The organism is Butyrivibrio sp. NC3005, assembly GCF_000424545.1.
Taxonomy (GTDB): domain Bacteria; phylum Bacillota; class Clostridia; order Lachnospirales; family Lachnospiraceae; genus Butyrivibrio.
The window spans coordinates 72,702-93,949 of sequence record NZ_AUKC01000015.1 but is presented as its reverse complement, the minus strand read 5'-3'; the positions used below and the strand labels follow the sequence as shown (position 1 = coordinate 93,949).

Below are 21,248 nucleotides of genomic sequence, written 5' to 3'. Positions count from 1 at the left end.
AAAGAAAAATCAGCCTGACCCGGAGCGGAACCGTTGTCAAGGAAACCGTGGAATACCGGAACCGGCAAAGCCGGTGAGGATATGCCGCGAAAGTCCCTTGACATAAGGTTCACGGATTATCCTATACATCTGGTCAGCAAGTGTGCTTGCTGGCCTGCTTCCGGCGAGGACGGGTGCGGGCAGAGCCCGCAATACGGGTCAAGGGACAAGTCCCTTGCAGGTTCTTAGGGCAGCGCCCTAAGCCCTCGGAGAGCTTTTCGGTATCAATATCTACAGTTTTCAAGGTTCATTTGAGCCTTTTTCTTTCATAGGTCACTTGACACTACCTTTTCACGAGTATTATGATAACATATTTTTTCTTTATGAGAATAATTCTTGATAGAAGGCAGTATGTGGTTGATGAAAAGCAGATTTTGTGGTAGTGTTCACAGTTAGAAGACAATACAAGAACGAAGAGTTTTTTTGCTGAGTATTATCTTAAATTTGAGTAGAAACTAAATTAGCATAAAATGAGGTGAAGCATGATAGACAAGAACAGAATTGACAAGGTATATAGGCAATTGGAAAAAATTGGCGTAGAGCAGATGATTATTTCAGATCCAGTCGCTATTTTTTACATGACAGGTAAGTGGATTTTTCCCGGAGAACGTTTTTTGGGACTCCTTATAAAGAAGGGTAGTGAACCGGTACTTTTCTTAAATGAGTTATTTAGTTTTGCAGAAGATTGTGGAGCAAAGAAGGTATATTTTAAAGATACTGATTTTGTTATAAATGTTATAAGACCTTTTATTGAAAGCGAAAAAATACTAGGGGTTGATAAGAATCTTACAGCAAATTTTCTTTTAGCAATGATAGAAAGTAATATTGCAAAGAATTTTTGTAATGCTTCAATAGCAATTGATTCTGCCAGAGCAATCAAAGATGAGGCTGAGCGCGAGAAGATGCGTATTTCTTCTAATGTAAATGATATGGCTATGGATGAATTCAAGAAACTTCTTAGAGATGGTGTGACTGAATTGGAAGTGGCTGAGAGTATGCTGGGAATTTACAAGAAACTTGGCGCTAGCAGATATTCTTTTGATCCTATTGTAGCGTTTGGCAAAAATGCAGCAGATGGTCACCATATGCCTGATAATACCGCCTTAAAAGAAGGTGATGGTGTTTTGTTTGATGTGGGCTGCGTGGTAAATGAGTATTGCAGCGACATGACAAGATGCTTTTTCTGGAAAAAAGAACCAACAGCTATTCAGAAAGAAGTCTATAATCTTGTAAGATCCGCAAACGAAGAAGCAGAGAAAATGCTTCGTGCAGGTATTAAGCTTCAAGACATAGATAAAAAGGCAAGAGATATTATTACAGAAGGTGGTCATGGAAGTGAATTTACTCACAGACTTGGTCATTTCATAGGAATAGAAGATCATGAATTTGGCGATGTATCAATGGCAAATGAGAATTTGACTCAGGCTGGAAATGTATTTTCTATTGAACCGGGTATTTATATTCCTGAAGTTGTTGGAGTTAGAATTGAAGATCTTGCTCTTATTACAGAAGATGGATGTGAGATTTTAAATAATTATTCCAAAGAAATTGAAGTTCTTGGATAAAGAAAATTCAGGCAGAAAATTGTACATCTATTAGTTTAGTTTTGATGGCTTGCAATATTTCACGGTAAGAACTTAAATCGTTTCTGCGACGAAATATACAAACCATCAAAACGGACTATATAAACAATAAACTAAATCATAGAAGTTGAATTCCGTTTGAAAGCGCAGCTTCTTCAACATCTTTTGGCCAAAGTGAACTTTGAACTTCTCCGATGTGAGCCTTTCTTAGGAAGAACATACAAATTCGTGACTGACCAATACCACCACCTATTGTAAGTGGAAGCTCATCACTTAGAATGGCTTTCTGGAAAGGAAGTTCTGCACGTTTTGTGCATCCGGCTTTTTCAAGCTGCTGTTTCAAAGAAGTGGCATCAACTCTTATTCCCATAGAGGAAAGCTCAAGAGCAATATCAAGTACAGGATAATAAACAAGAATATCAGCATTTAATGCCCAATCGTCATAGTCTGGAGCTCTGCCGTCATGAGGCTTGCCATTTGCAAGTTTGTCTCCAATCTGCATAAGGCATACAGCGCCTTTTTCTTTAGTTATAAGATACTCTCGCTCCTTAGGAGTTTTATCTGGGTAAAGTGCTTCGAGCTCTTTTGTGCTTATAAAGTAAATGTCTTTTGGAAGAATTTCTTCTATATAATCATATCTGATAGAAAGGAATTTTTCCGTCTTACGTAGAACCTTATAAACCTGGCTCACTGTTTCTTTGAGATAGTCTATTGTTCTATCTTCTCTTTTTATAATCTTTTCCCAGTCCCACTGATCTACAAAAATTGAATGTATGTTATCTGTTTCTTCGTCTCTTCTAATAGCATTCATATCAGTATAAAGACCTTCACCAACATTAAAGCCATACTTTTTGAGTGCGAATCTTTTCCATTTAGCAAGTGAGTGAACGATTTCTGCGGAGTGATCTGTATCATTTTTGATGTCAAAAGAAACAGGACGTTCTACACCATTGAGGTTGTCATTAAGACCTGATGCTGGATCTACGAAAAGAGGTGCAGATACACGTAAAAGATTAAGACGCTCAGCAAGAAGACTTTGGAAGAAGTCTTTAACAGTCTTGATAGCTATCTGAGTATCATGCAAGTTCAATTCGGAATGGTAGTTATTAGGAATCTTAAGATTTTCCATTGTTTATTCCCTTCCTTATCATAATATTTGATTATTGTTAGAATAACTAACGTGCTTTAAAGTGCTAATCAATATACTTATTTAAAACCTTTTTTCTAAACTTTTCAAGTTCTTTAGTTTATAAAAAAATTAGAATTTGAAAAAATTAAAAAAATAAAATTATATTATGGCAAAAAAGTTTATTTATGTATGAAAAAGTGTTTGTTTTCTATCATAAAAATACATTGAAAATGTTTTTGATATACAAAAACATGATTTTTATTGTGCCATTTTACACGCGACAACAAATTTTTTCATGGTTTTTTGTTAATTTTTTCGGGGGATTTTGACTTTACAATCAGCACGAAAGAATTATAATATACAAGAATCAACGAGAAGTAAAAAATTGTTTTTCAAGCAGACGACTTATTTAAATTTGGAGTTATTGGTCGAGTACGGATGGAACCGAATCTGCGGAAAGGAAATGGAATTATAATGGTTAAAGAGAGAATTAAACACGTAGTTAGAATTACACCATCAGAGGTAAAGAACTTTGTTCATGAGGCTGAGTCATGCAATTTCGACATTGATGTATCTCTTGGAAGCATTGTAGTTGATGCAAAGTCAATCCTTGGTATTCTTGCACTTAATCTTCAGAAGAACCTTACTGTAAGTTACTATGGTGAAAACGAAAAGTTTGAGGAATATTTAGCTACTATCGAGGTAAAATAATACAAAATGTATGGGAGTCGCATAAATATAGCAGGCTCCCCTTTTTATGATAAAAAAAAACTTACATAGGTGATTATTAAAAAAGTGTATTTATTGATACAATAGAACAATGAACACGCTTAATTGTAAGGTATGCTGATAAACTTTACCTAGACGAGCTTAAGTATGGCATATTGTATCAGGAAAGTCTATGAATTCATTTTGAATATTTGTTAAAAAAAATCTATGAGAACAATAAGATGAACATAAATAAAGTTGGATTCTTGTTGTTTCGTAAAAACGAAAAATACATTTTCTTGAACCATGTGAAAATACTCTTTACGGTATGATATAATGCCGTAGGGAGTTTTTTTGTTTATTTTAAATGTGTTTAATACTTGGCAAAAGAAATTCTCAGCAAAAGAAATATAAGTACCGGGAGGATTTGCGGTGGAACTAATGGTATCAGTTCGCGAACTTGTAGAATTTGTTCTACGAGAAGGCGATATCGACAACCGCACACATATAAATGCTGAAACTGCAATGCAGGCAGGTGGCAGAATACATAGAATGATACAAAAAAAGCAGGGACCTTCATATCATGCAGAGGTTCCGCTTTCATATACTATTCATAGTAGAAAATACGATCTTACTATAGAGGGAAGAGCAGATGGAATAGTTGAGGGGGACATTGTATTAATTGATGAAATCAAAGGAACATACAAGAATTTAGAACATCTGGATGATCCGGTAGCAGTTCATCTTGCTCAGGCAAAAGTTTATGCAGCTATTTATTTGATTACACATGAACTTAATAAGATATCAGTTAGGCTTAGTTATTGCAATCTAGATACTGAGAAGATGAAGTATTTTGAGTACCTTTTTACTTCATCGCAGATTACATCCTGGTTTGATGATGTAATAGCAAAGTATCAGAAATTTACAGATTTTGCAGCCGATTGGAGGAAGGAACGTAACAGCTCTATAAAGAGTTTGAGTTTTCCTTTTCCTTATAGAAAAGGGCAAAAGGAGCTGGCAGCAGGTGTATATAGAACTATTGTTCATGGAAAAAAACTGTTTCTCGAGGCACCTACTGGAACAGGAAAGACAATTACAACACTTTTTCCTTCTATTGTGGCAATAGGTCAGGAGAAAGCAGAGAAAATCTTTTATCTTACAGCTAAAACGATAACAGGGCAGGTAGCAGCTGATACTGTAAAACTACTACGTATTCATCAGAATTTAAGATTAAAAACAATAACACTTACTGCTAAAGACAAGATTTGTTTTTTGGAAAAATCCAATTGTAATCCTGAGTCCTGTGAGTATGCAAAAGGGCATTTTAACAGGATAAATGAAGCTTTATATGATCTTCTTACTCATGAAGATGACTTTAGCAGGGATACTATTAGATACTATGCGCAGAAACATAAAGTTTGTCCGTTTGAGTTTTCACTCGATATGAGCCTTTTCGCAGATATGGTGGTTTGTGATTACAACTATGTTTTTGATCCTTTTGTATATTTGAAAAGATTTTTTGCAGAAGGAAAAAAAGACCAATATATCTTCTTAATTGATGAGGCACATAATCTCTTAGATAGGGGACAGAATATATATAGTAGTGAATTGTACCTTGAAGATGCCCAAAATTTAAAAGATATAACTTCCTCATTAGGAAGCTTTCCTTTTAAGGCTCATCTCACAAGATTGTGCAATCTTCTAGATGAAATGTATGATGACAATAAACCTAAAATACTTTTTTCAATTGAACCTTTGACAGATGCAGTCCAAAGATTGTATTCTGCAATATCTTCATACCTTGATGAAAACAGGCAGGATACTTGTAGAGATGATATATTGGATTATTACTTCAAGCTGTCTAAGTTTTTGGTTATATATGACATGATAGATGAACATTACAGAATATATCAGGAAGTGGATGAGCAAAAGGGATTCAGAGTAAGAGTTTTGTGTGCAGATCCGTCGTCAGGACTTGGAGCATGTATGCAGAAAGCTGTATCTACTATACTGTTTTCTGCAACTTTTTTGCCGATTCAATACTATAAAAAGCTTTTAGGCGGGACAGATGAAGACTTTGAAATGTATGCGACATCGGTATTTGATCCTGAAAAAAGAGAGCTTATTTTAGCAAAAGATGTAACTACAAGGTATGTAGACAGAGGACCTGTTCAGTATTCTAAAATTGCCGAGTATATACATCTTATGGTAAATTCTAAAAAAGGTAACTATATGGCCTTTTTTCCGTCGCATGCATTTCTGGAAAATGTTTATGAAATGTATATGTCGAAGTATGCAGGGGAAGATGATGTTGAAATCTTGATACAGGGAGAAGGCATGAGTGATGAAGAAAGGGAAGAGTTTCTTGCAAGGTTTTCAGAAGGTAACAGCTTAGAACTTTCTAACATTATTCAAATGGATGTTGAATATGTAGATAATACAAGCGTTTTGGGCTTTTGCGTTTTAGGAGGAATATTCGGAGAAGGAATTGACTTGAAAAAAGATAGCCTTATCGGTTCTATTATTGTGGGATGTGGTATACCGCTTGTATGCAATGAACGAGAGATATTAAGACACTATTTTGACGATATGGGACAGGATGGATTTTCATACGCCTATAGATATCCTGGGATGAATAAAGTTCTTCAGGCAGCAGGAAGGGTTATAAGAACCAAGGAAGATGAGGGTGTTGTAGCACTTCTTGATAACAGATTTCTTCAATGGGAATACAAATCGCTGTTTCCTAGGGAATGGAACAAAATTGATGTTGTTTCTTCCGACATGGTAGAAAGAAGGCTGGAAGATTTCTGGAACAAAAGAAATAATTCAAGTGACTGAAATGGTTAATATATCGATATACAAGTAATATAACGGGAACATGTGATTTGGCTAACATTACTCTTGACAGAAAAGCGTTGTTTCTTTATTATATAACACAAAAAGGCATTGATGAAGAGGAGTATAGATAAGCTCAAATTGTCAGAGAAGTATCCGCTATTCGCTTGGCTTTACAGCTTTTGGCGAATATGCAGCTGAGAGGATATCAATTTGAATATCTAGAAGGTAGCTTCGGAGCCGAAGTACTGAGAAAGAATTATTCATTAGGTACTTCCGCAGCGTCAGCGTTAAAGGATGAACCATTGTTTTTAGATGGAAAGTGATAAGACAAGGTGGTACCGCGTATGTTACGCCCTTGACTGTTAATATCAGTCGAGGGCTTTTTTATTTTCACAAAAGGAGAAAATCTAATGAGAAAAGAATTGGCAAAGACCTACGATCCTCAAGGAATCGAAGATCGCCTCTACAGTAAGTGGGAAGAAAAAAAGTATTTCCACGCTGAAGTTGATAAAACAAAGAAACCATTTACAATTGTTATTCCGCCTCCGAATATTACAGGTCAGCTTCATATGGGACATGCTCTTGATGAGACAATGCAGGATATCCTTATCAGATTCAAGAGAATGGAAGGTTATAATGCTCTTTGGCAGCCAGGAACAGACCATGCTTCTATTGCTACAGAAGTTAAGGTTATCGAGAGCCTTAAGAAACAGGGCATTACTAAAGCTGATCTTGGACGTGAGAAGTTCCTTGAGAAGTGCTGGGACTGGAGAAAAGAGTACGGCGGACGTATTGTAAAGCAGCTTAAAAAGCTTGGTTCTTCCTGCGATTGGGATCGTGAAAGATTTACAATGGATGAGGGATGCAACAAGGCTGTTACTGAAGTATTTGTTAAGATGCACGAAAAAGGATGGATTTATAAAGGAAACCGTATGGTTAACTGGTGCCCTGTTTGTAAAACATCCATTTCTGATGCAGAGGTTGAATACAAGGAGCAGGCAAGCCACTTCTGGCACATTAAGTATCCAATTATCGAGGATGACGGAACTGTTTCAACAACAAGATTCCTTGAGTTTGCAACAACAAGACCAGAGACTATGCTCGGTGATACAGCTGTAGCAGTAAATCCGGAAGATGAGAGATACAAAGATCTTATTGGAAAGAAAGTAATGCTTCCAATAGTTAACCGTCCTATCGAAATTGTTGCAGATGAGCATGCTGATCCTGAGGAAGGAACTGGTGTTGTTAAGATTACTCCAGCTCATGACCCTAACGATTTCGAAGTTGGTAAGCGTCATAACCTTGAGGTTATTAACGTACTAAATGATGATGCTACTATCAATGAAAATGGCGGCAAGTTCGCAGGTATGGATCGTTATGAAGCAAGAGATGCTATCGTAAAAGAACTTGATGAGATGGGCCTTTTAGTTAAAATTGAAGATCTTACTCACAACGTTGGTACACATGACAGATGTGGAACAACAGTTGAGCCTATGGTAAAAGAACAGTGGTTTGTTAAGATGGACGAGCTTATTAAACCAGCTGTTAAGGCTATCGAGGATGGCGAGATTAATCTTATTCCTAAGTCAATGGAAAAGACTTATTTCAACTGGACTAATAACATTAAAGACTGGTGTATTTCACGTCAGCTTTGGTGGGGACATCGTATTCCTGCATACTATTGTGATGAATGTGGTGAGACTATAGTTGCAGCTACAGCTCCTAGCGTATGTCCTAAGTGTGGATGTACTCATTTCACACAGGATCCTGATACACTTGATACATGGTTCTCATCTGCATTGTGGCCATTTGAAACACTTGGATGGCCTGAAATGACAGAAGATTTGAAGTATTTCTATCCTACAGATGTACTTGTAACAGGATATGATATTATCTTCTTCTGGGTAATCCGTATGATTTTCTCAGGATATGAGCAGATGGGTGAGCGTCCGTTCAAGACAGTTCTTTTCCATGGACTTGTAAGAGATTCTCAGGGTAGAAAGATGAGTAAATCTCTCGGAAATGGTATTGATCCTCTTGAAATCATTGCCAATTATGGAGCAGATGCACTTCGTCTTACTCTTGTAACAGGTAATGCACCTGGAAATGACATGCGTTTTTATACAGAGCGTGTTGAAAACAGCCGTAACTTTGCTAATAAGGTATGGAATGCGTCTCGTTTCATTATGATGAATATGGGTGAGGATGAAAAGAGTGCTATTCATCAGCCAATGCCAGAAGGACTTGAACCTGTTGATCATTGGATTTTATCCAAGTTAAATGACACAGTAAAAGAAGTTACTGAGAATATGGATAAGTTCGAGATGGGTATAGCAGTCTCCAAAGTATATGACTTTATATGGGAAGAGTTCTGCGACTGGTATATTGAGATGGTTAAGCCAAGACTGTATAATTCTGATAATCAGGTATCAAGAAATGCAGCTCTTTGGACACTTCAAACTGTACTTATCGATGGACTTAAGCTTCTCCATCCATTCATGCCATTTATCACAGAGGAAATCTTTTGCACTATTCAGGATGAAGAAGAATCTATTATGATTTCTTCATGGCCTGTATATAGCAATGAGCGTCATTTTGAAAAAGATGAGCATGACATTGAGATTATCAAAGAGGCAGTTAGAAATATACGTAATGTAAGAAGCCAGATGAATGTTGCTCCTTCACGTAAGGCTAAAGTATTTGTTGTAAGTGAAGATGAGAATATGCTGAATGTATTTACTACAGGTAAGCTTTTCTTCGAAAGCCTTGCATATGCAAGTGAGTCTGTTTGTCAGAAGAATAAGGATGGAATTTCAGATGATGCAGTATCAGTTGTTATTCCTGGTGCTAACATTTATATTCCATTTGCTGAACTTGTTGATCTTTCAGCAGAAATTGAACGTCTGACAAAAGAAATGAAGAAAATGGAAGGAGAACTTAAGCGTTCGGAAGCAATGCTTTCAAACGAAAAGTTCCTTTCAAAGGCGCCTGAAGCTAAGATTGCTGAAGAGAAAGCAAAACAGCAGAAGTATCAGCAGCAGTATGATCAGATTAAAGAGCGTTTGTCTCAGCTTCAGAAATAATAATTGTTCAAAAAATCATTAAAGAGTTAATAACTATTTATCAGAACCTCGCATTTTGCGGGGTTCTGATTCAGATAAAGGAAACTAATATTTGGTGTTGAAAAATGGCTGAGTTCTCTGAAAAAATTGATGAAATATTAAAAGTTGAAGATAATAAAGAAAATTCATTCGAGAAAGTTGAAAAGTTTCTGGATTCGCTGACTCGATTTACTATAAAGCATACAATAAATGATACAAAAGATTTTTTGGCCTTTTTAGGAAATCCTGACAAAAAGATGAAGGTTATTCATGTAGCAGGTACTAATGGGAAAGGTTCAGTCTGCAATTATATTACCGGGATACTGATGCAGGCTAATTATCATGTGGGAATGTTTACTTCGCCACATCTTGTTCAAATCACAGAACGTTTTCAGGTTGATAAAAAGAATATTTCTAATGAGACATTCGTAGAACTTTTTTATAAAGTACTTCATATGGTTCTTTTATATCAGAAAAAAAATAATGATTTTTTTCCGTCATATTTTGAATACCTCTTTTTTATGGGAATGGAGCTTTTTGGAAGCCTTAATCTGGACTATGTGATACTAGAAACAGGTCTTGGTGGTAGACTTGATGCAACTAATACAGTTGAAAAGCCTTTGGTATGTGCTATTACAGAAATAGGACTCGACCATATGCAGTATCTTGGAAATACTTTTGAAAGTATTGCAAGCCAAAAGGCAGGTATCATCAAAAAAGGTGTACCAATTGTTTATATAGATAAAAGACCTGAATCTTCAAAAGTAATTGAAGATAAAGCACGAGAGTGTAATAGCAGGATAATAAAGGTTAGTAATAGTGATATTTCAAATATTACTAAAAGACGTGGAAGTGATGGCAAGAATCACATTGATTTTTGCTATAATTCTAGTTATTATAAATATGTTGATTTATCTTTGATTTCTCCAGCATTATACCAGACAGAAAATGCCGCAATAGCGATAAGTGTTGCAGAACAGCTGCGCTTGTTGGGTGCTGATATAACTAATGATGATATTTATAAGGGAATTGCTAGTTCTTTATGGATGTGTAGAATGGATGAAGTTAAAGAAGGTTTTTTTGTAGACGGAGCGCATAATGCAGATGGAATTGAAGCATTTGTAAAAAGCGTTTCAGAGATGGATATAAAAGGTAAAAGATATCTTTTATTTGGTGTAGTCGGAGACAAGCAATATTTAAAAATGATAGATACACTGCTTCAAAGCAAACTTTTTTCTTCGATAGATGTTGCTGTACTAGAAACAGGAAGGTCTCTTTCTAGAGACGAACTTAGAGAAAGCTTTTTTAAAGAAAGAGAAAAAAATACTGATACACAGATTTTTTTCCATGACAATGTTGAAGAAGCTTTAAAAGCAGTTGCTTTAAAGAAAAATGCAGATGATTGTATTTTTGCTGCAGGATCTTTATATTTAGCAGGTCAGATTAGTGGTTTGATTAATAAATTTGGAGATATATATGATAAATTTTGATGAAGAATTGGCTAGATTCAAGCCAAGTCCTGAAATAGAAGCTGCTGAAGAACTTATACATAGTCAAGATCTTGATGATATGGCAGATGTAATTGTTAAACTCATGAAGGAAGCTGAAAATGAAGCACGTTCTGTTGATTCAAGGCGCTAGTAAGGGAGTTTAACGATGATTTGTTATCGATGTGGTGAAAAGCTGACAGAGAGCGATTATTGTCAGGGATGCGGAGAATATGTAGGTGTCTACAAGAAAGTAATGAGCCTTTCCAACTATTTTTACAATGAGGGGCTGGAAAAGGCTAAGGTACGTGACTTATCCGGTGCCAAGGTATCTCTTCAGCAGAGTCTAAAACTAAATAAGAATAATATTGATGCAAGAAATCTTTTGGGACTTATATATTTTGAAACTGGTGAAGTTGTAGCTGCTCTTTGCGAATGGGTAATTTCGAAAAACCTTAGTATAGAAGATAATCGTGCAGATTTTTATATGAATGAGCTTCGCAGTAATCCGGGAAGACTCGATATGCTGAATCAAACTGTAAAGAAGTATAATGTTGCACTTCATTATTGTCAGAAAGGTAATTTCGATGTGGCTGTTATTCAGCTTAAGAAGATTCTTTCTAATAATAGCCGTTTCCTTGCAGCGCATCAGCTCTTAGGTCTTGTTTATATGAATGATGGAAGATATTCCAAGGCAGAAAAAGAGCTTGAAAAGGCATACCGCATTGATACCGGAAGTACCAGAACAAAGTATTATTTGCAGGAATGTCGTAAGATGATGAGTCCTGGCGAAGGAGAAGATACTGTAGTTACCAAGGTAAAGGCAAGTGGTGAGAGTGTTGAGTATAAAGTTGGAAATGAAATGATTATTCAACCTGTGCATCATCTTCAGCCGAAGGGAACAGTAAGTTTTATTAGTATTATAGTCGGGGGACTATTGGGATGTCTTGCAGCACTTTTTCTTTTTGTTCCAGCCAAAATTGAAAAGGTTAACAACCAGAATAGAATCAGAATCGCAACTATAAGTGAGCAGGCTGATGCAAAATCTGCTCAGCTTAATGAAGCAGAAACTGAGAAGAAGAAGCTTCAGGTTAAGATTGATTCTATGAATAACACAATTGAATCCTATGCTCAAACTGATGAGACTGTTAATGCTATGAATGAACTGATGGCGGCGGTAAGTACCTATACAGCCAATCGATCTGATATTGCAGGTATTGCTTCTCATATGGATAAGATAAATATGGAGAAAATTGATAAAACTGCGTCAGATGAATTCAAAACCCTGTATAACTCTATGATGGATCTTGTAGGTCCTAAACTTGGAAGCTATTATTATAAGTCAGGTTATAGTGCCTATGCGAGTCATAATTACAAAGAAGCTATTGCTGATTTGAAGAAATCATCCAAGTATGAGCCTACAAATGAAGCAGCTTTTTATTTCCTTGCAAGTTCTTACTATGAAAGCGGGGACAAAGAAAATGCCAAGAAGACATATGGCAAGGTTATAGATAAATTCCCTAAGACACGTTATGCCAACAAGGCAGAGACAAGACTTGCAGAGATTAACAATGAGAATTAAGGATTTCTATTATGAAACGTGAAATGATTTTTAAAATGGAACGTCCGGGACTTTTGAAAGAAGGTCAGAATATTACAGTAACTGAAGGTGTATTGCCGAGTAACTATTATTATACAATTGATCCTTCACTTGCGATGAGCGGAAATTATCCGTTCTACGAGCAGCTTCATGCAAGGGAGGGAATTGTAACAAAAGTCGAGGAAAATGACCGTGGATTCTATGTGACAGCAGTATTTGAAGAACCAGAAGAAAAAGCGGCATTTTAAATAATAGTATCATGCATTATTTATTGCAGGAGAGGAGTTTTTCATGAAAAAAGTATCAACTAAAAAGGCACCAGCAGCAATTGGACCATATTCACAGGGAATTATTGCAGGAGATTTCCTGTATGCTTCAGGTCAGATTCCGATTAATCCTGAAACAGCAGAAATCGAAGGTGAGAATATTGTAGAGCAGGCTGATCGTGTATGTCGTAATATTGGTGAGATATTAAAGGCAGCAGGAACGGACTATGAGCATGTTGTAAAGACTGTATGTTTCCTTGATGAAATGGGTGATTTTGCAGAGTTCAACAGCGTTTATGAGAAATATTTTACCAGTAAGCCAGCTCGTAGCTGCGTAGCTGTTAAGCAGCTTCCAAAGAATGTTTTGTGTGAAGTAGAGGTTATAGCTTACTTAGGTGAATAATAGATGTTTTACGCTATTGTTTATAAGGAGAGATGTTTTGAAATCAAATAGATATATTTGTGTTTCCCTCCTGACGGCTGCAGTGATATTTGGTGGCGGGTGCACTTCTTCTGCATCCGCTAATTTAGTCGATACAGGAATGTCCGATATCAAGAATCAGGAATACAGCAATGCAATTTCAAATTTACAAAAGGCACTTGACTCTGGAGCTAATAAGAGAATGTGTTATAGAGGAATTGGAATTGCATATATGAGGCTTGGTCAATATGATGAGGCGATAGCTTCTTTTGAAAATGGATTGAAATCAGGTAGTGGAATAATAGATAATGCAGATTATGATATGAATTTCTATTTGGCACAGTGCTATTATGATAAAGGGAATTTTGATGAAGCTATAGGTATATATAATTCTATTTTAAATCTTCATAATAGTGATGATGAAGCTATTTACCTTAGAGGTCTTTGCAATCTTTCATTGGGAAATCATGACGCAGCTCTGGCTGACTTTAAGAGTTCAATAGCTATTCGTCCCAATGCCTATAAGAGAGTTGTTAAGATGAAGCTTGCGTTGACAAATGCCGGTTATGAAGATGATGGAAAAGAACTGCTAAAAAGTGTGATAGATACTACTAAAATGAGCCATTATGAACTTGGAATGGTTAATTTTTACCTTGGAAATAATGCCGATGCTCAGAACTATCTGGAAATGGCCAGAACTGAGAATACAGCTGAAGATAAAACAGAAGTAATAAGCTTGTTAGGTCAGACGGGTGAAAAGCAGGGAGACTATAATTATGCGATAAATGTTTATAAAACATACCTTGAGAAAAACGGCAATCATGCCGATATCTATAACAGATTAGGTATTTGCGAAATGAAGCTTGCAGATATTACCAAGGACGCATCACATTATACAGCTGCAATAACTGATTTCGAAGCAGGTTTAAAACTTAATGATTTGGAATTTAACAAGGCACTTACGAGAAATGAGATTACAGCTTATGAATACTCAGGTGATTTTGTAAGTGCTTTTAATCTTATGAATGAGTATTTGAAAAAATGGCCAGATGATGCCGATGCTCAAAGAGAGGCTGTGTTTATTTCTACGAGAGTCACAGAAAGTTCAAGTGTTTCAGAAAGTGGAAGTTCTGATGATAATGCAGATAATAGTGCAAGTAACGCTTCTGCAGATAATGGTCAATAAACAGTGTTACTGATTCGATGCAGTTATTATTTTTATTCAGAAACTCGCATTAACTGCGAGTTTCGTGAGTAGATTATTTAGGTGTCTAACAAGGCTATGGAAAAGTCTTGTTATATTTTAGTTTGCTTAGTGTTCTAAATCATCTGGAATACCATTATGATTTAAGTCGATGTTTTCAAGATTTGAACTTGAATCATGATAGTTAAGATTTTGAGTATTTACTGTACGTCTTTGGAGACGATTTCGTTCAGATTGTGCAAGTATGAAGTCTTTGATTTCGCTTCCATGACGTATATTTTTCATAATAATCTTGTCGTCAGTTGCATCAGAGCCTACATAACATACGATTGTTCCAAGACCGAATAATCTTTGGATGAAGCTTCGTTTGTATTTTACATCAGAAATCTTATACATGTAGCAGTCATCTTCGTCAAGATTTAACAAGCCTTTTATTATCACAAGGTCATTCTCATATATTTTAAAATGTGTAAATGGCCATGGTATTGCTAGGAATGTTAGTCTAGTTGTTTCTGTATAGACTAGATTTCCTTTAAAATTTCCTGATGAATAATCGTTTTGGGAATAATTATCAGCCATGATTGCTCCATTCTCCGCTTTTGCGGTTGTGTTTTTGTTTTGTGACACACTAATCATAATATGTGAAAAAAGTGTAAATGTAAAGCTGTTTAACAAGGAGGGTACTATGGAGAAAATTCTTTGCTACGGACTTATCGATAGCGAGTATAAGAAGGTAATAACATTGGGAAATCAGACTCGTACGGCAGTGTATAGGATTCCAGAAGGAAATGGTGATAAAACTGTTGAAGAACTCTCTAGAAATGCTAGAAGACTTAAAGATGTTAAAACCGGTAAGATAGGTGGAAGTGTACTGATTTTCTGTGATATTAGCTCCAAAAAACTTGATACAGTTTTAGAAAAAGTCAAAGAACTTAAGATAGCAGTGAGCTACAAAGCAGTAATGACAGATACTAATAGAGAATGGACTCTTAATAAACTACTCCTTCGACTTCAAAGTGAAGAAGCTGGACTTCGATAAAATGTGGCTTTTTTCAAACTGTGTGAGTATATGAATTAAGCGGAAGGCAAGGTTTTGATGAAGCTTTTTAATGGCCGGTTTGAAAAAAATATTGGTACGGAGTAAAAACTTAAAAAAGACTATTATGTGTCGAGAAAAAGGACATGTAATAGTCTTTTTTTAGGCTTTTTCTGTGCAAAATGTAGAATTTTTCCAAATTCCGTGAAAAACGTGGTATTTTCTATAGATATCGCTTAAAATGATAATATATATATGTTTTATCATTTGTAGTTTAGAGGGGCGGGAGGAATTATGCCAAGAGCAGGTTTAAATGATACAATCAGCCGTATTTTTGATACTTTTGTAGTTGTATCAAAAAGTCGTTATGCTGTAGTTTATGATATTTTCAATCATTATGCCAGATGGTCAACAAATGCTGTCGAGTTTTTCGGCCTGGCTGGAGAATATATTGAGAATGCAGATAATGAGTGGCACAAGCGTATTCATCCTGATGATCGCAAAAACTATGTTCAGCGTATCACAGCTATGATAGCTGGAATTAAGCAGGAAGCGCCGATTGAATTTAGAGCAATGGATAAGAACGGAGAATATATTGCGTGTTCTTCGAAGGGAACTATTATTAAAGATTATTCTGGTCGACCAGCATATTTAGCTTTTTTTATCACTAATCATGGAATTGTATCCAATAGAGATCCGATAACTGATACTGATCATTTGTACGAAATGTTTAATGACTTACGTATTAAACGTGATAAAAAGCAGCGTTCAACAGTACTTATTATTGATGCTATCCATTTTGATGAGATAAATAGAACATATGGATATATGTTCGGAAATGAAGTTTTGAAGGCCACAGCAGAATTATTCAAGAATCTAATGGATAAGAATGGCAAAATTTATCGTGGAGATGGAACAAGCCTTTTAGCAGTTGCACCAAATCTGTCATTGGAAGATGCTAGACACTTATACGCAAGAATACGAGAACAGATGAAGAATGCTTTCTATGTTTCTGGGACTCGTGTCACTGTTAATATAGCCGGTGGTATTGTAATGGTTGAAAATTTCAGTGTTGATGAGCACACAATTTATACAAGTGCAAAATACGCGCTGGAAGCTTCTAAAAACATGAACCATGGCGGTCTTGTGGTTTATAGAAATGAAAATCAGGAACAGAATGGGCGTCGTATAGAGATATTAGATGCTATTAGACAGGATATTATCAATAGATGTGAGGGGTTCTATCTGGTTTATCAGCCTATTGTTTCAGCTAAAGATAATCATATGATTGGTGCAGAAGTTCTTCTTCGTTGGCATAACGAGAAGTTTGGAGAAGTCATGCCTGATGCTTTTATTCCTCTTCTTGAGAATGATAGTGTTTACTTCGAACTTGGAAACTGGATTTTAGAGCAGGCTTTTAATGAGACAAGAAATATTATTACTGCATATCCGGATTTTTTGTTAAGCATTAACCTTACCTTTGTTCAGCTTGAAAGGTCAGAGTTTAGAACAAGTTTGTTGGAACTCATGCGTAGAACAAGATTTCCTGCTAAAAATCTTGTTCTAGAGCTTACAAAGAGATGTCGTCAGATGAGTATGGAACATTTAAAGAGTCAGGTTGATTTTCTTAAATCATGCGGAAGTGTAATAGCACTTGATGTTGAAGAATTTAGTTCACTCGATCTTGTAAGACTTCTTCCTATTGACCTTATTAAGATGGATCGCCGTTTTGCAAGAGATATCGATAAGAATCCTGTAAATGAATATACACTTGAAGCAATGACAGGATTTGCAAAGCATATGAATGCTAAAGTTACACTTACTGGTATTGAAAACGAAACAATGCTAAACTTTGTAAAAGAAAAATTTCCAGCAGATAGTTTTCAGGGATACTATTTCAGCAAACCGGTTAAAATCGATGAACTGGCAAAGCTTCCGTTGTACCATACAGTTTAAAAAAATATAAAAAACATGATGTAATACTTACAACATGATAATAAAAAACCGATAAAAATCTAGAAGAATTAGATTTTTATCGGTTTTTTTATCATAAGATGTGTGAACATATAGATTTTTGTCACTTTGAGATTTAGGATAATCATACCAAACCAAATATTGTGTGAATGAAGCTTAAAACGAAAGGATTTGTTTATGGGTGAGCCATATATCGTATTTAAAAATGTTGTTAAAGAATACGGAATGGGGGATGTAACAATAAAAGCGGTTGATGGTATTAATTTTTCAATCGATAAAGGACATTTTACTATAATAGTAGGTCCTTCAGGTGCGGGAAAAACTACAGTACTTAATATGCTAGGCGGAATGGATAGGGCTAGTAGCGGAGAAATACTCATAGACGGAACAGACATAACTTCTTTTTCCAGAAAAAAATTAACTTTGTACAGAAGATATGATATAGGTTTTGTATTTCAGTTTTATAATCTTGTTCAAAATCTCACAGCTAAGGAAAATGTAGAACTGGCTGCTCAAATATGTAAAGATCCTTTAGATGCGGTTGAAGCGCTTGAAAGGGTAGGTCTTTCTCATAGACTTAACAATTTTCCAGCACAGCTTTCCGGAGGAGAACAGCAGCGAGTTGCAATAGCTAGAGCACTTGCGAAGAATCCAAAGCTTCTTTTGTGTGATGAGCCAACAGGTGCGCTTGATTATATTACAGGAAAACAAATATTAAAGCTTCTTCAGGATATGGTAAGACAGCATGGAATGACAGTAGTAGTTATTACGCATAATACAGCTATTTGTCCGATGGCTGATAGAGTAATACATATCCGAAATGGAAAAGCAGATGAGATAAAAGATAATAGCATTCCAAAAGATATAGAGGAAATCGAATGGTAATTATTACTGATGCTATAAGAGAGATTCATAAGTCTAAAAAAAGATTTTTGTCTTTACTGATACTAGTAATGCTGGCAACAGCATTTTTATCAGGACTTCGAACCACAGCGCCTGATATGAAAAAGACTGCCCAAAAATATTACAAACAACAACACCTTATGGACTTTAGGCTTATTTCTACTTTGGGGTGGGAAAAAGAGGATGTTGACTATTTTAAAAAGGCTAAAGGAGTAAGTACTGCAGAAGGATTGAAGTCAGTTGACAAAAAAATGGAAAACATTACAGTCAGCATTCGAAGTATTCCTGAGAGTATTAATAAGCTTTACCTTCAAGAAGGGCGCCTTCCTAATAAAATAGGAGAGTGCGCAATTGATAAAAATCTTTTGGATTATATGAATGTTAAAATTGGTGATACTCTTTTTCTGAAGAAAGAAGAAGACACTATTTTAAAGGATGAGGAGTTTGTAATAGTTGGAATATGTTCTGATTCTATGTATATTTCTTCTGATAGGGGAAGTTCAAATGTCGGAACAGGTACTATAGCTGCTTTTATCCATGTTCTCGAAGATGAGTTTGATACAGAGTATTATACAGATATTTTTTTGACTCTAAGTAAGACAAAGGAAATGGATGCATATACAGATGAATATGATGACTGCATAGATGATTCAAGGACATTTTTTGAGATAGCTGCCAAGGAAATAGTCGAGAAAAAATATGATAAAATTCTGTCAGAATATAATAAATCTGAAAGTGAATTTAATAAGGCTGTCAAAGAATATGAAGAAAACATGAAGAATATGGCGCTTTTACAACAAGTTCAGGGCGTAGATTATGGTAGTACAGAAATTGAAGTTCCTGACTTTGATGGGAAGAGAAAGGAGCTTGAACTTGCCAAAGAAAAAATCGAAAATATGAAAAGAGATGCTTACGTTCTTGACAGAAATACTCTGGAAGGATATGTGTCTTATAGTCAGGATGCAGATAAAATGGCTGATCTAGCAAAAGTATTTCCGGTTATATTCTATTTGGTTTCTGCATTATCCTGTCTAACTACAATGACTAGAATGATAGAAGAGCATAGGGAAGAAATAGGTACACTAAAAGCGCTTGGATACGGAAATGTAGCGATATCGGTTAAATACATAGGATATGCGTTTCTTGCAAGCTTTTTGGGTGGAACAATAGGAATAGTATGGGGATGTATAGCAGTTCCTTTGCTGGCGTTTACAGCTTGGCAGGGGCAATATACTCTGATTGATTTATCTTATGATATATTGCCACTAAGCTATATACTTCCAGTTGCTATAGCTGTATTTCTCGTTACTTCAACTGCCTATTTATCTTGCAAAACTGAATTGTCTTCAAGACCGGCACAGTTAATGCGCCCTAGAACTCCAAAAGCTGGAAGAAGAATATTTCTCGAAAATATTCATTTTTTCTGGGATAGGGTAAAATTTAGCACCAAGGTATCATGCAGAAATCTATTTAGATATAAACTTAGATTTTGGATGACAGTTCTTGGAATATGTGGATGTACTGCACTTCTTGTTGTTGGAGTTGGATTATATGATGCAATTTATGCTATTTTGGATAAACAGTTTGCAAAAGTGTCTGTATATGATGCCTCATTGTCGTTAAAGGAAGGTTTTTCATTTGATGAAAGAAATCTAATACAGAAAGAAATAGAGAAGTCTAAGATAGTTGAAGATAGTATTTCAATCTACAAAGAGAATGTAGACTGTAGTAATAATATAAAAAAATATGGTAAAGAAACAACAAGAACTGTTCAAAATATAAATCTAGTTGGCATAAATGAGAGCGATAGTTTTAGAAATTATGTGAAATTAAAAAACAGAAAAAGTGGTGAAGAATTATCTCTTTTTTCAGATGAAACTAAAAAAGGAAAAAGCGAAAGACTAATTGTAATTATTACCGAAAAAATGTCAGATACATTAGGGCTTAAGATTGGCGATGTTTTCACAGTAAAGAGGAAGAATAATCCATCCATAGGTTTTGAAGTCGGTGCAATTACAGAAAACTATGTGAATAATTATATTTATGCAGATTATAAGAAGCTTAGTAAAGTAATAGATGTAAATGGTACAAATGAATTCTGGATAAAATATAAAAAAGAGACGAGAAAAGATGAAGTAGATGAATTGTCAACAAAACTTGTAGGAATGGATAGCGCAGGAACTTATACAAGAATAGCATCTACTGTAGAAAAATTTGAAAAGAGTCTTTCAGCAGTTAATGCAGCGGTATATATTATCATTGTTGCTGCTGCACTTGCTTTTGTTGTTCTATATAACTTGACTAATATTAATGTTACAGAGAGAATAAGAGAACTAGCAACACTGAAAGTACTTGGATTTACTGATTTTGAAACTACTAACTATATTTATAGGGAAAACACAGTAATGACGTTTTTTGGAATTTTGTTAGGGCTTATAAGCGGAAAGTACCTTGTAATATGGTTAATGATGACAGTAGAAAATGATTATATGATGTTCGGAAGAGATGTATCTATTAGAAGCTATTTGGTATCAGCGCTATTAACACTTGCATTCTCACTTCTTGTGAATATAGCAGCACATTTCAGTATACGTAATATAGATATGGTCGAAAGCCTAAAATCAGTGGATTGATAAAAGAAAGTGACAAAAATCTATACTTTATTGTTTTAATATAGTCCGTTTTACTGTTTGTATATTTCGTCGCAGACACGCTTTCGCTTGACTATAAACGTAGTGGTACGTAATGCGCTAAAAAACAGCGCATAAGTACCAACGTTTATAAACAGTTCTGCTCATGAAATATTACAAGCCAGTAAAACTAATCTACTAAATATTCAAAACAAAAGCCTATGACTTCTTGCTGAGATTTAGGATAATCCTCAGCAAGAATCCTGCTTCGCAGGACAAAATTTGTCTTAACGACAAATTTTGGTCTAGTACGGTTATTGATTTTCCTG

At 35.4% G+C, this 21,248-nt stretch carries 16 protein-coding genes and 1 other annotated feature; of the genes, 14 read left to right on the top strand and 2 right to left on the bottom strand.

Going from position 1 to position 21,248, the window contains the following annotated elements; genetic code table 11:
- The first annotated feature begins 521 nt into the window (after positions 1-521).
- Positions 522-1,604: a M24 family metallopeptidase gene (locus G634_RS0105540; protein WP_330364767.1), complete on the top strand. Its 1,083-nt coding sequence runs from the start codon at positions 522-524 to the stop codon at positions 1,602-1,604.
- Positions 1,605-1,740: 136 nt separating this feature from the next.
- Here the strand turns inward: G634_RS0105540 and asnA are convergent, their stop codons facing one another.
- On the bottom strand, positions 1,741-2,751 hold the full coding sequence (asnA, locus tag G634_RS0105535) for an aspartate--ammonia ligase (RefSeq protein WP_026504451.1): 1,011 nt from the start codon (positions 2,749-2,751) through the stop codon (positions 1,741-1,743).
- A 438-nt stretch (positions 2,752-3,189) separates the two neighbouring features.
- Here asnA and G634_RS0105530 point away from each other — a divergent pair, with 438 nt between their 5' ends.
- The 9 genes from G634_RS0105530 (at position 3,190) to G634_RS0105485 (ending at position 14,358) form a co-directional block, all read left to right on the top strand.
- Complete coding sequence (locus G634_RS0105530; protein WP_242826771.1) at positions 3,190-3,462, top strand: HPr family phosphocarrier protein; 273 nt, start codon at positions 3,190-3,192, stop codon at positions 3,460-3,462.
- A 438-nt stretch (positions 3,463-3,900) separates the two neighbouring features.
- Positions 3,901-6,297 (top strand): ATP-dependent DNA helicase, encoded by a 2,397-nt coding sequence (locus G634_RS0105525; protein WP_035799077.1) that lies wholly within the window; start codon positions 3,901-3,903, stop codon positions 6,295-6,297.
- A gap of 99 nt (positions 6,298-6,396) precedes the next feature.
- Positions 6,397-6,657: a binding site (T-box leader), on the top strand.
- A 50-nt stretch (positions 6,658-6,707) separates the two neighbouring features.
- Complete coding sequence (locus G634_RS0105515) at positions 6,708-9,380, top strand: valine--tRNA ligase (RefSeq protein WP_026504448.1); 2,673 nt, start codon at positions 6,708-6,710, stop codon at positions 9,378-9,380.
- Positions 9,381-9,484: 104 nt separating this feature from the next.
- A complete protein-coding gene (locus tag G634_RS0105510) occupies positions 9,485-10,888 on the top strand; it encodes a bifunctional folylpolyglutamate synthase/dihydrofolate synthase (protein WP_051233707.1) in 1,404 nt (467 codons plus the stop codon).
- A complete protein-coding gene (locus G634_RS21345) occupies positions 10,875-11,039 on the top strand; it encodes a hypothetical protein (RefSeq protein WP_035799049.1) in 165 nt (54 codons plus the stop codon). The genes G634_RS0105510 and G634_RS21345 overlap by 14 nt, the downstream gene beginning before the upstream one ends.
- 15 nt (positions 11,040-11,054) lie before the next feature.
- Positions 11,055-12,467: a tetratricopeptide repeat protein gene (locus G634_RS0105500; protein WP_026504446.1), complete on the top strand. Its 1,413-nt coding sequence runs from the start codon at positions 11,055-11,057 to the stop codon at positions 12,465-12,467.
- 11 nt (positions 12,468-12,478) lie between these two features.
- On the top strand, positions 12,479-12,733 hold the full coding sequence (locus G634_RS0105495; protein ID WP_026504445.1) for a hypothetical protein: 255 nt from the start codon (positions 12,479-12,481) through the stop codon (positions 12,731-12,733).
- Positions 12,734-12,776: 43 nt separating this feature from the next.
- Positions 12,777-13,154, top strand: a complete 378-nt coding sequence (locus G634_RS0105490) for a RidA family protein (protein WP_026504444.1) — start codon at positions 12,777-12,779, stop codon at positions 13,152-13,154.
- 37 nt (positions 13,155-13,191) lie between these two features.
- A complete protein-coding gene (locus G634_RS0105485) occupies positions 13,192-14,358 on the top strand; it encodes a tetratricopeptide repeat protein (protein ID WP_026504443.1) in 1,167 nt (388 codons plus the stop codon).
- A 126-nt stretch (positions 14,359-14,484) separates the two neighbouring features.
- Here G634_RS0105485 and G634_RS18140 read toward each other — a convergent pair whose 3' ends face one another.
- On the bottom strand, positions 14,485-14,955 hold the full coding sequence (locus G634_RS18140; protein WP_051233706.1) for a PH domain-containing protein: 471 nt from the start codon (positions 14,953-14,955) through the stop codon (positions 14,485-14,487).
- 106 nt (positions 14,956-15,061) lie between these two features.
- Between G634_RS18140 and G634_RS0105475 the strand changes: the two genes are divergently transcribed.
- The 4 genes from G634_RS0105475 to G634_RS0105460 all read left to right on the top strand — a co-directional run bounded on the left by G634_RS0105475 (position 15,062) and on the right by G634_RS0105460 (position 20,922).
- Positions 15,062-15,415, top strand: coding sequence for a DUF3783 domain-containing protein (locus G634_RS0105475; RefSeq protein WP_026504442.1), 354 nt, complete (start codon positions 15,062-15,064; stop codon positions 15,413-15,415).
- Positions 15,416-15,706: 291 nt separating this feature from the next.
- Positions 15,707-17,368, top strand: coding sequence for a sensor domain-containing phosphodiesterase (locus G634_RS0105470; protein ID WP_026504441.1), 1,662 nt, complete (start codon positions 15,707-15,709; stop codon positions 17,366-17,368).
- A 195-nt stretch (positions 17,369-17,563) separates the two neighbouring features.
- On the top strand, positions 17,564-18,271 hold the full coding sequence (locus tag G634_RS0105465; RefSeq protein ID WP_035799046.1) for an ABC transporter ATP-binding protein: 708 nt from the start codon (positions 17,564-17,566) through the stop codon (positions 18,269-18,271).
- Complete coding sequence (locus G634_RS0105460; RefSeq protein WP_026504439.1) at positions 18,265-20,922, top strand: ABC transporter permease; 2,658 nt, start codon at positions 18,265-18,267, stop codon at positions 20,920-20,922. Before G634_RS0105465 ends, G634_RS0105460 begins: the two co-directional genes overlap by 7 nt.
- The last annotated feature ends 326 nt before the right edge of the window (positions 20,923-21,248 follow it).

Coding starts and splice junctions, on each gene's coding strand:
- G634_RS0105540 (WP_330364767.1), top strand. CDS start 522: ATGATAGACAAGAACAGAATTGACAAGGTATATAGGCAATTGGAAAAA.
- asnA (WP_026504451.1), bottom strand. CDS start 2,751: ATGGAAAATCTTAAGATTCCTAATAACTACCATTCCGAATTGAACTTG.
- G634_RS0105530 (WP_242826771.1), top strand. CDS start 3,190: ATGGAACCGAATCTGCGGAAAGGAAATGGAATTATAATGGTTAAAGAG.
- G634_RS0105525 (WP_035799077.1), top strand. CDS start 3,901: ATGGTATCAGTTCGCGAACTTGTAGAATTTGTTCTACGAGAAGGCGAT.
- G634_RS0105515 (WP_026504448.1), top strand. CDS start 6,708: ATGAGAAAAGAATTGGCAAAGACCTACGATCCTCAAGGAATCGAAGAT.
- G634_RS0105510 (WP_051233707.1), top strand. CDS start 9,485: ATGGCTGAGTTCTCTGAAAAAATTGATGAAATATTAAAAGTTGAAGAT.
- G634_RS21345 (WP_035799049.1), top strand. CDS start 10,875: ATGATAAATTTTGATGAAGAATTGGCTAGATTCAAGCCAAGTCCTGAA.
- G634_RS0105500 (WP_026504446.1), top strand. CDS start 11,055: ATGATTTGTTATCGATGTGGTGAAAAGCTGACAGAGAGCGATTATTGT.
- G634_RS0105495 (WP_026504445.1), top strand. CDS start 12,479: ATGAAACGTGAAATGATTTTTAAAATGGAACGTCCGGGACTTTTGAAA.
- G634_RS0105490 (WP_026504444.1), top strand. CDS start 12,777: ATGAAAAAAGTATCAACTAAAAAGGCACCAGCAGCAATTGGACCATAT.
- G634_RS18140 (WP_051233706.1), bottom strand. CDS start 14,955: ATGGCTGATAATTATTCCCAAAACGATTATTCATCAGGAAATTTTAAA.
- G634_RS0105475 (WP_026504442.1), top strand. CDS start 15,062: ATGGAGAAAATTCTTTGCTACGGACTTATCGATAGCGAGTATAAGAAG.
- G634_RS0105470 (WP_026504441.1), top strand. CDS start 15,707: ATGCCAAGAGCAGGTTTAAATGATACAATCAGCCGTATTTTTGATACT.
- G634_RS0105465 (WP_035799046.1), top strand. CDS start 17,564: ATGGGTGAGCCATATATCGTATTTAAAAATGTTGTTAAAGAATACGGA.
- G634_RS0105460 (WP_026504439.1), top strand. CDS start 18,265: ATGGTAATTATTACTGATGCTATAAGAGAGATTCATAAGTCTAAAAAA.